13 protein-coding genes are annotated in these 12,173 nt (G+C 69.9%); 9 read left to right on the top strand and 4 right to left on the bottom strand.

The features are described 5' to 3' along the window. Position 1: 1 nt before the first annotated feature. A complete protein-coding gene (locus N912_RS0126060) occupies positions 2-775 on the bottom strand; it encodes a maleylpyruvate isomerase family mycothiol-dependent enzyme (protein WP_245645426.1) in 774 nt (257 codons plus the stop codon). A gap of 44 nt (positions 776-819) precedes the next feature. Between N912_RS0126060 and N912_RS0126055 the strand changes: the two genes are divergently transcribed. Then, on the top strand, positions 820-1,722 hold the full coding sequence (locus N912_RS0126055; RefSeq protein WP_028924705.1) for a MerR family transcriptional regulator: 903 nt from the start codon (positions 820-822) through the stop codon (positions 1,720-1,722). On the opposite strand, the gene N912_RS0126050 is transcribed toward N912_RS0126055, so the two are convergent. Further along, the gene (locus tag N912_RS0126050) at positions 1,695-2,558 is read right to left on the bottom strand and encodes an arylamine N-acetyltransferase family protein (RefSeq protein WP_028924704.1); all 864 of its coding nucleotides are present in this window, start codon (positions 2,556-2,558) and stop codon (positions 1,695-1,697) included. The genes N912_RS0126055 and N912_RS0126050 overlap by 28 nt on opposite strands. A gap of 24 nt (positions 2,559-2,582) precedes the next feature. On the opposite strand from N912_RS0126050, the gene N912_RS0126045 reads away from it, so the two are divergent. Continuing rightward, positions 2,583-3,911, top strand: a complete 1,329-nt coding sequence (locus N912_RS0126045; RefSeq protein ID WP_028924703.1) for a pyridoxal phosphate-dependent decarboxylase family protein — start codon at positions 2,583-2,585, stop codon at positions 3,909-3,911. 73 nt (positions 3,912-3,984) lie between these two features. On the opposite strand, the gene N912_RS54670 is transcribed toward N912_RS0126045, so the two are convergent. Further along, the gene (locus N912_RS54670; protein ID WP_051580808.1) at positions 3,985-4,569 is read right to left on the bottom strand and encodes a hypothetical protein; all 585 of its coding nucleotides are present in this window, start codon (positions 4,567-4,569) and stop codon (positions 3,985-3,987) included. A 58-nt stretch (positions 4,570-4,627) separates the two neighbouring features. Further along, complete coding sequence (locus N912_RS0126035; RefSeq protein ID WP_169747954.1) at positions 4,628-5,236, bottom strand: TetR/AcrR family transcriptional regulator; 609 nt, start codon at positions 5,234-5,236, stop codon at positions 4,628-4,630. A gap of 59 nt (positions 5,237-5,295) precedes the next feature. On the opposite strand from N912_RS0126035, the gene N912_RS0126030 reads away from it, so the two are divergent. From N912_RS0126030 to N912_RS0126005, 7 genes are all read left to right on the top strand, one after another. Next, positions 5,296-6,045 carry an MBL fold metallo-hydrolase gene (locus N912_RS0126030; protein WP_028924701.1) on the top strand — a complete coding sequence of 250 codons (750 nt, stop codon included), beginning with the start codon at positions 5,296-5,298 and terminating at the stop codon, positions 6,043-6,045. Between the two features lie 19 nt (positions 6,046-6,064). Then, a complete protein-coding gene (locus N912_RS0126025) occupies positions 6,065-6,886 on the top strand; it encodes a class I SAM-dependent methyltransferase (protein ID WP_028924700.1) in 822 nt (273 codons plus the stop codon). 589 nt (positions 6,887-7,475) lie between these two features. Continuing rightward, entirely contained in the window at positions 7,476-8,849 is a 1,374-nt protein-coding gene (locus N912_RS0126020) for a helix-turn-helix domain-containing protein (RefSeq protein WP_169747953.1), read from the top strand. Beyond that, positions 8,849-9,409, top strand: coding sequence for a GNAT family N-acetyltransferase (locus N912_RS62340; protein ID WP_084211225.1), 561 nt, complete (start codon positions 8,849-8,851; stop codon positions 9,407-9,409). Before N912_RS0126020 ends, N912_RS62340 begins: the two co-directional genes overlap by 1 nt. A gap of 49 nt (positions 9,410-9,458) precedes the next feature. Beyond that, positions 9,459-10,010 (top strand): GNAT family N-acetyltransferase, encoded by a 552-nt coding sequence (locus N912_RS54665; protein ID WP_037066647.1) that lies wholly within the window; start codon positions 9,459-9,461, stop codon positions 10,008-10,010. Positions 10,011-10,149: 139 nt separating this feature from the next. After that, entirely contained in the window at positions 10,150-11,490 is a 1,341-nt protein-coding gene (locus N912_RS0126010) for an MFS transporter (protein ID WP_028924698.1), read from the top strand. Positions 11,491-11,506: 16 nt separating this feature from the next. Further along, the gene (locus N912_RS0126005) at positions 11,507-12,160 is read left to right on the top strand and encodes a response regulator transcription factor (RefSeq protein ID WP_028924697.1); all 654 of its coding nucleotides are present in this window, start codon (positions 11,507-11,509) and stop codon (positions 12,158-12,160) included. The last annotated feature ends 13 nt before the right edge of the window (positions 12,161-12,173 follow it).

The raw sequence follows: 12,173 nt of genomic DNA, 5'->3' as shown, positions 1-12,173 counted from the left end.
GTCACAGCGCGGTGTGGGCCAACCAGTGCTCCACCAGCGCGCGGTCGCCGGTGACGGTGGCCCGGTCCGGCGGCACCCGCCGGGTGAGGACCAGCAGCAGGTCCGCGACCGGACCGGCCACCGTGACGTCCGCCCGGCCACCCGCCCGCTGCACGCGCACCCCGGACGGCGTCCGGGTGACCAGCCAGCCCGGTCCGGACGGCGGCTCCAGCCGCAGCGTCTGGCCGTCCCCGCGCAGCAGCGCCACGTCGGGCTTGACGGTCGGCGCGGCCGGATCGGACAGCAGCGTCAGCCACTCGTCGACCGCGTCGGCGGCCAGGTCGGGGGCGATCCGGAACGCGGCGCCCGAGGTGAGGGCCGCGTCGGCGTGGTGGACCGAGGTGTCGGCCAGGCTCCGGCGCAGCCAGAACACCGCCGGCTTCGGGCCGAGGACCGTCCACACGGGAGTCGCGGCGCCCGCGTCGGTCACCGCCGCGATCAGCTCCTCGGCGCCGGCCCGCAGCCATTCGCCCCATCTCGTCGGGGCACCGGGGTCGGCCTGCTTCGGGTCGGGGACGGGAGCCGCCGCGCCGGTCCGGACGATCCCGGCGGCCCACCGGTGCTCCTGGCCGATGTGGCCGACCAGGTCCCGCAGCCGCCACCGCGGGCAGGTCGGCACCCGGGTGCGCGGATCGACCCCCTGGACCGCGGCGGCGAAGGCGTCGGTCTGGGCGCGCAGCCCGTCGGCGAGGCGATCCGGGCTCAGCGGCAAATCCGTGCTGGTGTTCCGAGGCACGGCCGTACCGTAGAAGCTCCAGCCCACTGGAGGTTCCAGCGAACGTGTCCGGGGTCACACTCGGGATCGGCGAGCTCGCGCGGCTGGCCGGCGTCCCCGTTCGCACCGTCCGCTTCTACGCCGACGAAGGACTCCTGCCCAGCGTGCGCAGCCCCGGTGGCCACCGCAGGTTCACCGCCGACGCCGTCGACCGGCTGATCCTGGTGCGGCGGCTGCGCGGGCTCGGGCTGGGCCTGGCCGCCGTCGCGGCGGTCGCGTCCGGCGAGCGCTCCCTGACCGACGCCGTCACCGCCGAACGCGCCGCCCTCGACGTCGAGCTGACCGCCCTGGCCTGGCGCCGGGCCGCGCTGCGCGCCGTCGAACAGGCCCGGCCGTCCGAGCGGCCCGCACGCCTGGAGCTGCTCTCGACGGTCCGCGATCCCGGCTCCGCCCACGACACGCTGGTCGGCTTCTGGAGCCGGTGGTTCGCCGCGCCGCCGCCGGAGGACACCTTCGACATGTTCGTCTCGGTCAGCGCGCCCCGCCCGCCGGCGAACCCGACCCCGCGGCGGGTGCTCGCGTTCGCCGGGATGGTGTCGCTGGCCACCGACCCGTCGCTGGCCGGACGGCTGCGGCGCCGCGCGCTGGCCAACCGGCGGCGCCTGGCCGAGGCCGCGGACGAGGGCGAGCTGCACGCCGGCATCGGCGAGGCGTGCGAGCTGGCCCGCCCGCTGGTGCTCGCCGGCTCCCGCCCCCGACCCGGACACGCGCTGGACAGGTTCGTCGACGCCCACGCGCGCGCCTGGCGGGCCACCGACACCGCCGCGTTCCGGCGCGAGCTGTACGCCGCGACCGCCGTGGACCGTGACCCGAGGCTGCGGCGCTACTGGCGGTTGCTCGGCGAGGTGACCGGCGAGCCCGCGAACGTCGGCGCGTCCTACTACTGGCTGCTGGACTCGCTCAGGTAGCGCTCGTGCGCCAGGCCCACCCTGGTCCACAGCGCGTCCCTGGCGGCGGCGTCCAGGTCGGTCAACGGCAGCCCGAAGACGTCGGCGAGCACCTCGAACCACTCACCCTGGGTGTCCACCGTCCGGGCCCGGTTGTCGGTGTCCAGCCGCCGCAGCACCCGGCCGACGAGGACGTCCAGCCCGCCCCCGTCGCGGCGCATGACGCAGCAGGTGCGGACGAAGCTCGACTCCGGCGAGGTGGACAGGTGGTGGTGCCGCTCGGCGAACTCGTCGATGGCCGCCGGCCCCGGCGGGAAGTCCATCCCGACGAAGCTGCCGCGCGCGTCGTGGTCGAACCGCCAGCCGCCCGGGATCACGTCCGACGCCCGGATCCGGTAGCGGAACGGACCCTGCGCGTACTCCCCCGCCCGCAGCGGCAGCGGCAGGTGCGGCCCGTCGCCGAGGCCCACGTCGACCAGCCAGTCCCCGTCCGGGTTGTCCGCGCTGGGCAGGCCGCTCACGGTCAGCGCCATGTGGTTGCCGATCGGCCCGGGCGGCCCGGGGTGCGCGGAGGTCTGCACGCCGCCGCGATGCCGGCGCGCCCGGTAGCCGAGCGCGCCCAGCAGCAGCGAGAACGCGCCGTTGAGGTGGTAGCAGTAGCCGCCCCGGCCCCGACCGACGATCCGCTCCACCGAGTCCGCCGGCTCGATGCTGGTCGGCCGGGCGAGCTGGATGTCCAGCGCCTCGTACGCCACCCGCTCGACGTGCGCCGCGGTCAGCCGGAACAGCCCGTCCAGGCCGGGCGGCCCCGGGTCGACGATGCCGAGCCTGCGCAGGTAACCGGGTACGTCCACCACCGCGAGGACATTACTGTGAGAGCCGTGCCAGACCAGGACCCGAGCGCCATTCCCGAGTTCGACCTGCGGCGCGACGGCTACGCGGCCGTCGACTGGGCCGCGAACTACCTGGAGAAGGCCCGCGAGCTGCCGGTGATGGCGCAGGTGAGCCCCGGTGACATCGCCTCGGCCCTTCCCGAGCGCATGCCCGAGACCGCCGAGCCGTTCTCCGACGTGCTCGCCGACCTCGACCGCGTGATCCTGCCCGGCATCACGCACTGGCAGCACCCGAGGTTCTTCTCCTACTTCGCGACCACGTCGTCCGAGCCGGCGATCCTGGCCGAGATGCTGGCCGCCACGCTGAACCAGGTGTCGTTCATCTGGCGGGCGTCGCCGGCGTCCACCGAGCTGGAGACGGTCACCATGTCGTGGCTGGCCGACCTGCTCGGGCTCGACCCGGCCTGGCACGGCCACATCGAGGACACCGCGTCCACCTCCACGCTCGCGGCGCTGGTGGCGGCCCGGCACGCCAGCGGCCGGCACGCCGTGGTGTTCTCCGAGCACGCGCACTCCTCGGTGGAGAAGGACGCCCGGATCCTGGGCATGCAGCCGCGCCCGATGCCCACCGACGAGGCATTCCGGATGCGGACGGCCGCCGTGGCCGAGCAGCTCGCGCGCGGCGACGTGGCGGCGGTGGTGAGCACGGCGGGCACCACGTCCTCGGCGTCCTTCGACCCGACGCCCGAGCTCGCCGAGCTGTGCGCCCGCCACGGCGCGTGGCTGCACGTGGACGCCGCCTACGCCGGCAGCGCCTGGGCCTGCCCGGAGCTGCGCGACTCGCAGGCCGGGGTGGCCGAGGCGGACTCGCTGGTGGTCAACCCGCACAAGTGGCTGCTGGTGCCGATGGACTGCTCGGCGCTGTTCACCCGCCGGCCGGCGGCGCTGCGCGAGGCGTTCACGATCGTGCCCGAGTACCTGCGGACCACCGACGAGGCGGCGAACCTCTCGGACTACGGCCCGGCGCTGGGGCGGCGCTTCCGCTCGCTCAAGCTCTGGGCGGCCATGCGCTGCTTCGGCCGGGCCGGGATCCAGGAGTTCATCCGCCGCTCGGTCGGGCTGGCGCACGAGTTCGCCGGCTGGGTGGAGGCGGACCCGCGCTGGGAGCTGGTGCACGTCTCGCTGTCGCTGGCGTGCTTCCGGTTCAACGGGACCGACGAGGAGAACCTGGCGATCGTGGAGCGGGTGAACCGCGGCGGCCAGATCTTCATCACGCACACCCGCCTGTCCGGCCGGATCGTGCTGCGCCTAGCCGTCGGCTATCTCCACACCACCCGCGAAGACGTCCAGCTCGCCTGGTCCGTGCTCAACGGGTAGCCCGCACACCCACTTCGTACACCGCACACGCGCTGGAGCGGGTGCGCCGGGCGCGAACCGGGTGTGCGGGGCGTTAGTTGGTGCACTCTTGGCCGCGAAGTTCGAGGGAGAACTCGACTACGGTGCCTTGGGGGTCGAGCATGAAGCGGTAGACGGCGGTGGGGTTGCCGGGGACGGTCGCGGTGGTGCCGTTGACGTCCTGGACGAGGTCCGGGTAGGCCGCCCGGACCTGGGTCAGGGTGCTGCCCGCGCCGATGTTCTCGGGCGTGCGCCAGTCCGGAGCCGACGCGATCTGGACGACGCCCTGGCGCGGTGAGACGTAGACGCCGATCCGTTCGGCGGCCGGCCGCCCGGCGATGTGGTGCAGGGTGCACTCCGCCGGGTTCGTCGCCACCGGGTTCGCCGGGGTGAGCAGGCCGGTCCTGACCGCGTCCGCCCTCGGGACCCCGAGCGTCAGCGCGCCGTACCCGTTCGGCCCCAGCACCTTCCCGCCGGCGGCGGCCGGGGTCGGCGCGGCGGGCGCGGCGGGCGGGCTCGATGCGGGCGCGGGCGCCGGTGCCGGGGCCGGCCGCATCGACACGACCGGCGCGTCCAGACCGCACCCGGCCGCCACCGCGGCGAGCGTCAACGCAGAGACGACCAGGTACGCGCGTGACATTTATATATGATCACACCGGCGCCGCGCGTCGATCCCGTTGACACGCCGCCGGTATGTGTCAACGGACCGATCGAGCGACCTGCGCCTCGATCAGTACGTCGATCAGCTCGTCCAGGTCCGGCCAGGGAAAGCTCGGCCGGTCCCGGCGCAGGGTGACAAGCCCGTGCAGGCCGGCCCAGAGACACACGGTGGCCGGCAGCGCCTCACGGCCCTCGACCGGGCCGGGGTCGCCGCCCGACCGGCACGCCCGCACCGCCGAGTCGAGGATCTCCAGCGCCCGCAGCCCGACCATCTCGTGCGGCTCCCAGTCCGGCGTCCCGGCGGTGCCGAACAGCACCCGGTAGTGCCCCGGATGCTCGCGCCCGTACCGACAGTAGGCCCGACACATCGCGCGCAGCCGGTCCCGCGCGCCGCCGGGGTGGCCGGCCCCGGTCAGCGCGGCGACCAGGTCGGCGAACCGCGCCCGGTACACCTCGGTGAGCAGCGCCCGTCGGTCGGCGAAGTGCAGGTACACGCTCTGCGGCGCCACCCCCGCCCGGCGCGCGACCGCCCGCAGCGACAGCGCCTCCTCGCCGGCCAGCTCACCGAGCAGCGAGCTGGCCGCCTCCACCAGGTCCGCGCGCAGCCTTCCGCCCTGGCCACGCCGGTTCGGAACTCGTCGACCCATGCTTGACAACATTACTAGACAGACGTCTACTCACAGGTGTCTACTCACCGGGGGCCACCGTGACCTGCATCGTTCAGCGAGTCGTGCACGCCAGCGTGATCGTGGACTTCGGCGGCGCGCGGATCCTCACCGACCCGTGGTTCAGCGAACGCCCCGGCTACCGGCACGGCGAACCGACCGCCGTCCCCCGCCCCGCCGACCTGCCGCCGCTGTCCGGGGTGGTGATCAGCCACCGGCACTACGACCACTGCGACCTCGACGCGTTCGCCGACTACCCGGACAGGTCGGTGCCGTTCGCGGTGGTGCGCGGTCTCGCCGACCGGGTGCGCGCGGCGGGCTTCGAACGGGTCGTCGAGCTGGACCCGTGGCAGAGCACCCGCCTCGGCCCGGTCCGGGTCACGGCGGCCCCGGCCAGCCACGGCGTGCCGGAGGTGACCTTCGTGCTCGAGGACGACGGGAACACGGTGTTCTTCGGCGCGGACACCCTGCGCATCGCCGAGCTCGACCAGGTGGCCGCCCGCTTCCCCGACCTGGACCTGGCCCTTCTCCCCATCAACGGCCTGCGCATCCGTCCCGCCTTCAACCGGAAGATGGTCATGGACGCCGAGGACGCCGCCGGCCTGACCGCCGCCCTGCACCCCAGGCTGGCCGTGCCCATCCACTACGCCTTCACCGCCGGCCCCGTCCGCGACAAGCTCGTGCTCAAGATGGACCGCGACCGTCCCGACACCTACCGCCAGGCCGCCGCCGCCCTGGCCCCCGACACCGAGGTCCACGTGCTCGCCCCAGGAACGCCGCTTTCCCTGTGACACAAGTACTGTCGCTGGCGTGAATGCCACTGGGCTCGCCGGAGTGCAGAAGACCCTCAGCCCCGTTCTCAGGGCCAAAGCACTGGACAACCGGCTCCCGGACCCGATCCTCGGCGACAGGTACGCCGAGCAGGCGATGCGCCGCCTCGACCCCGACTACGACAGGCGCAGATTCGGTACCAGCCAGATCGGCCTCGCCGCCGTGGTGCGCGCCAAGGCCCACGACGACTGGACTAGAAGCTTCCTCGCCGATCGCCCCGACGCCGTGGTGCTGCACCTGGGCTGCGGCCTCGACGCCCGGGTGTACCGGATCGACCCGCCCGCCAGCGTCGACTGGTACGACCTGGACTACCCCGCCACCATCGAGCTGCGCCGACAATTCCTGCCACCGCGCGAGCACTACAGCCTGATCGGCTCCAGCGTCACCGACCTGACCTGGCTGGACCGTATCCCCCGTGGCCGGCCGGTGCTGATGGTCGCCGAAGGGCTGGTGCCGTACCTCACCGAGACCGAGGTCCGGCGGCTGCTGACCAGCGTCGTCGACGCCTTCCCCAGCGGCCAGATTCAGTTCGACACGGTGTCGGTCTGGGCCTGGCGCACCTCGAAATGGGACCCCACGCTGCGTAGCTACGGAACCCAGTTCCACTGCGGCTTCGACGACCCGGCCACGCTGGCCGACTGGCACCCTCGGCTCGAATACGTCGACGAGGCGCCGATGAACGACTCACCGGTATTGATGGCCAAGGCGCCCGCGAACATACGCCGCATGTACCGCCTCCTGAACCTGCTGCCCGGCATGAAACGATCCAGCCGCATCGTGCGGTTCCGGTTCAACGCTTGAGCAGCGCCCGAACCAACTCGCACGAACCGAGGAACCATTGCCCACATGACCACAGTCGCATTTTCAGGACACTCATCGGCTTCCTCGGGCTGCCCTCGCCGTTTCCCTGCCGACGATCGCGCGCCGTCACAGTCACATCCCTCCTAAAGCACCTTGGCACGAACAACCGGATGACAGTTTCCCGCCGCGCACAGCCCGACCTCGCGCCACGGCCGAGGCTGCTGGGCGCCACGACGTGGAATCCAACCGCTCTTCGTCCTGATGACGCGGTTCATGTACGGGTGCTCGCCGTAACGAACCACCGCCCGAACATCCGGACCCGGCTCAGGGTCAGCCTGGGGCCACCACCACTCGCCGCCGGACGGCGGTTTCAGGCAGACACCACACGCACACTTCTCCGACTCAGCCACTGTGCCTGGCCCGACGCAGGGCGCGAGCGCTGCGCCACCTGATCACGTAGAAGCTCAGGAAGTCCCAGACCGAGGGATAGTCACCAGCTCTCTTCGAGCGCATGCCGGCAGTTCATCGCGATCCGACAACACGCGGAACACCCAACGTGAGACCCTGGGCTGACCCCTACTATGACCCGGTGATCCACAACGGTGAGGGTGTGGGTGCGATGGCCGACGATGCGGCAACGGTGAGGATGCTCATCGGGAAGCAGATTCGGCAAGCTCGGCTGTCCCGTGGGTGGTCGCAGAGCCAGCTCGCGCGAGCGTTGAGCGACGCAAGCGGCGGTTGCATCACGACCGCGCACTACGTGTCACGCTGGGAGCGCGGCGAGCGCAACCCGGGTTACGTATGGGCGCCCGTGATCGAACAAGTCCTCGATCTCGACCTCTCTACCTCGGGCGCCACAGCGTCGGTCGGCCTGGAATCCATTGAACTGATACAACCGCCAGTAGCTACGGTGGCGAACGGCGGCTCAGAGGACGACCCCATGCGACGAAGAACCCTCCTAGGCGGTGGCCTCGGCCTGACGAGCAGCGCAGCCCTCGACAGCGTCTCTGGGATGCTCGAACCGGTCCACCGGCAGCTCGACGCCGTCCTCGCCGGCCCGATCACTGAGCACGATGCCATCGAGTGGGAGCGCGCCGCTGATCACTACTCGCGGCTAGTGGGACGGCTTCCTGCCGAGCAGGTTCTACCCGGGATTCTCCCCGATCTTACCGATCTGGCTCGCCAGATTGAGACCATCTCAGATCCGTTGCGGCTTCAGCTGCTGAGAAGCTATTCGCTCCTCAGCGGGCTCGCCGCGACCTCGCTCGCGGGTGCTGGCTATTGGCTGGATGCCGAGCGGTATTGGCGGACGGCCGAGCGTGCCGCGAGGCTCAGCGGAGACCGCGAGGTTGGCAGTCGAGTTGCCAGCAAACGGGCTGTTCTCACGCTCTACGCACCATCTGGTAGTCCGGTCTCCGTGTTGAGCATCGCTGATGATGCTCTCGGCCTAAGCGATGGCCGCATCTCGCCGGGCTCCGTAAACGCTCTCGCGGCACGAGCCCAGGGCCTCGCCTTGGTCGGCGATCGAGCGGCCACCCGCAAGGCGCTGTCCGAGCTAGAGACTGCGTTTGAGAAGCTCGACGACCAGGAGACTCACGGGTGGACCGCGTGGAGCTGGCCCGAAACACGGCTGCACCACGTACGGAGCTTCGTGTATTCACACGGAGGCGAACTTCAAGAAGCGTTCTCGGCCCAAGACGTAGCGCTCAAGTCGTACAAGAGACCGCTGTCCACAGGTGCAGTACAGGTTCAGATGCACCGCGCGAGATCAATCATTTCCTCGGGCGATCCATCACAAGGCGTTCGACACATGGTCACGATGCTGGAACAGATAGAGCCGTCCTTCCGTCACGGCTATATAGGAACTTCCGCACGGTTCGCCCTCCAAGCGTTGCCCGAAAGAGCAAAGCGGCTACCCGAGGTTCGACAGGTGTACGAACTAATCTCCGGAGGCGGGACCTAATGGCCGACGAACTCAGACTCGAACACCTCGACTCCGAAGCACTGAAGGAACACGAGGACGCCATTAGCGCGCTTTATAGGGTGACCTATCGAGACGAACTCGATGACCCGTTCCATACTACTGAGCGTTTCATGGAGCGAATCCGCAACTACAGCAAAGCCCCCGGGTTCGAGTTCGTTCTTGGGATCACGAACGACAACCCTGCCGGTCTCGCTCTTGGCTATCCGTTGCCAGCTCAAGCGCGGTGGTGGAGAGGACTAACCACGCCGGTCGATCCCGAGCTGATCGAAGAAGACGGTACTCGTACTTTCGCCTTGTGTGAGCTCATGACTCATCCGGACTGGCAAGGCAAAGGCATCGGCCACCGCTTACATGACGAGCTGCTTTTCAAGAGACCGGAGCAGCGAGCGACACTGCTCGTCGACAGCGACAACGATACAGCCAGGCGCGCATACGAAAAGTGGGGATGGCGACAGATCGGGAAGATTCGCCCTGGATTGCCGGATGCACCACACTATGACGCACTGATCCTCGACCTCACTGTCAGTATGCCCGGTTGAGCGAGCTCGTGTCAATTTCCCCGCCCTCGCATGTCGAGAAAGGCACACCGTGACCATCGATGTCGATTTCGAGCACTATGGCCGCGAGCAGCTAGAGGCGAACACGGATGCCATCTCTATTCTTTACGAGGCCAGCCATCAGGACGTGATCGACAAGTCCTTTTACGATCTTGGCCGCTTTGTCGAGCGTATACGTTCCTATTCCAAGGCGCCTGGGTTCGAGTTCGTCATCGGCCGCGTTGACGGCGAGCCGGTTGGGCTTGCCCTCGGCTACGCCTTGCCGGTCAACGCTCGCTGGTGGGCCGCGCTGACGACACCGAGCGAACCCGAGCTGATCGAGGAGGACGGCACTCGCACCTTCGCCCTGTGTGAGCTGATGACTCACCCGGACTGGCAGGGTAAAGGCGTTGGCCACCAGTTGCACGACGAGATTCTGTATCAAAGGCCCGAGCGACGAGGGACGTTGCTCGTGCGCGAGGACAACCACACCGCACGACGCGCGTACGAGAAATGGGGGTGGCGGCAGGTCGGGAAGATCCAACCAGGCTGGCCGGATGCACCGCATTTCGACGCGCTGGTTCTCGACCTCACCCGGAAGTAGCCTCGGCGGGGGAGCCACGGTCACACTGTGACGTCCGTCCTAAGCGGGCGTAAAGAGCTGGTCCGCCGGCTTGCCGGGCCGCGGCGGCGGCGCCGATGGTGGTGCGACATCGCTGTCGGCGACGACCTCTGGAGGCTCAATGACGCGCTCGACGGACACCGCTCGCCCAGGCGAGCGGTATGTGATCAAGAATGTCGTCAAGGGCTCGATCGGGAACTTGATCGAGTGGTACGACTGGTACACCTACGCGGCGTTCAGCATCTACTTCGCCGCGACGTTCTTCCCGAAGGGCAACCCGACGGCCCAGTTGCTGGACACGGCCGGGATCTTCGCCGTCGGGTTCCTGATGCGCCCGATCGGGGGCTGGATCCTCGGCCGGTTCGCCGACAAGTTCGGCCGACGTGCCGCGCTGACGCTGTCGGTGACGATGATGGCCGCCGGATCGCTGCTCATCGCGGTGACCCCCGGCTACGCCTCCATCGGAATCGCGGCGCCGGTCGTCCTGGTGCTGGCCCGGCTGTTGCAGGGGCTGTCGGTGGGCGGCGAGTACGGCACCTCGGCGACCTACCTGTCCGAGGTCGCCACCCAGGGCAAGCGCGGGTTCTACTCCAGCTTCCAGTACGTCACCCTGATCGCCGGGCAGCTGCTCGCGCTCGGGCTGCAGATCGTGCTGCAGGCCATCCTCACCGAGCAGCAACTGATGAGCTGGGGCTGGCGGATCGGGTTCGGCATCGGCGCGCTGGGCGCGGTGGTCGCGATGTACCTGCGGCGCACCATGGACGAGTCGGAGAGCTTCCGCGCCGAGCAGCGCAGCTCCGGCAACCGACAGGCCGGCGGGCTGCGCATGCTGCTGCAGTACCCGCGCCAGTGCCTGCTGGTGGTCGGGCTGACCCTGGGCGGCACCATCGCGTTCTACACCTACACCACCTACCTGCAGAAGTTCATGATCCTGACCAGCGGCATCCCGAAGAGCACCGTCACGCTGATCAACTTCGTGGCGCTCGTCCTGTTCGTGGCGCTCCAACCACTGGCCGGGGCGCTCTCGGACCGCATCGGCCGGCGCCGGCTGCTGATGTTCTTCGGCATCTGCGGCACCCTGTTCACCGTCCCGCTGCTGATGCTGCTGGCGAACACGAAGAACCCGGTCGGCGCGTTCCTGATCATGCTCGCCGGGCTGGTCATCGTCTCCGGCTACACCTCGATCAACGCGATCGTGAAGGCCGAGCTGTTCCCGACCCACGTGCGCGCGCTCGGGGTCGGGCTGCCCTACGCACTGACCGTGGCGATCTTCGGCGGCAGCACCGAGTACCTCGCGCTGGCGCTCAAGAACGCCGGACACGAGCAGATCTTCTTCTACTATGTCGCCGGGTGCGTGCTGATCTCACTGGTCGTGTACGGGTTCATGCGGGAGACTTCACACAACTCCCCGCTGGACGCCCAGCCGAACACGGAGCTGAGTGAGCGCGACGCCGTGAGATAGGGCTGCGAGGTAACTGGTGCGAGTACTGCTCGTCGAGGATGACGACGGGGTGGCCGACGCGCTGGTCGACGCGCTCGACGCCCAGGGGCACCGGTCGATTCGGTGCCGCCTGGGCGCCGACGCGTTGCGCACCCACCGGGAGGCCGACCTGGTGCTGCTCGACCTCGGGCTGCCCGACATCGACGGCCTGGACGTGCTGCGCAAGCTGCGCCGGGTCAGCAACGTGCCGGTGCTGGTGCTCACCGCGCGCGGGGACGAGCGGTCCGTGGTGCGCGGGCTGCGCTCCGGCGCGGACGACTACCTGGTCAAGCCGGTCGGGCTGCGCGAGCTGCTGGCCAGGGTGGATGCCGTCACCCGGCGGGTCAACCTGACCGAGCGCCAGGACGGCGTGGCCGCGGTCGGCGAGCTGAGCGTGGATCTGCGGGCCCGCACCGTGCGGCTGGGCGCCGACCCGGTCACGCTGACCGCCAAGGAGTTCGACGTGCTGGCCGTGCTCGCCCGCAACGCGGGAGTGGCGGTGAGCCGCCAGCAGATCATGGACGAGGTGTGGGGCGATGCCTACCTGGCGGTGTCGCGGACGCTGGACGTGCACATGGCCACGCTGCGCGCCAAGCTGGACCGGCCGCGGATGCTGCGCACCATCCGCGGCTTCGGCTACCGCCTCGGATGAGGGCCGGTCACGC

The organism is Actinospineispora acaciae DSM 45401, from assembly GCF_000620785.1.
GTDB classification, from domain to species: Bacteria; Actinomycetota; Actinomycetes; order Mycobacteriales; family Pseudonocardiaceae; genus Pseudonocardia; species Pseudonocardia acaciae.
Note: the sequence above shows the minus strand (reverse complement) of the source record. Positions and strands in the feature narration are given on the sequence as shown.

Bases quoted from the DNA above. Each gene is read 5' to 3' on its own strand.
- N912_RS54670 (WP_051580808.1), bottom strand. From the start codon at position 4,569: ATGTCACGCGCGTACCTGGTCGTCTCTGCGTTGACGCTCGCCGCGGTG.
- N912_RS0126035 (WP_169747954.1), bottom strand. From the start codon at position 5,236: ATGGGTCGACGAGTTCCGAACCGGCGTGGCCAGGGCGGAAGGCTGCGC.
- N912_RS62340 (WP_084211225.1), top strand. From the start codon at position 8,849: ATGGCCGACGAACTCAGACTCGAACACCTCGACTCCGAAGCACTGAAG.
- N912_RS0126010 (WP_028924698.1), top strand. From the start codon at position 10,150: ATGACGCGCTCGACGGACACCGCTCGCCCAGGCGAGCGGTATGTGATC.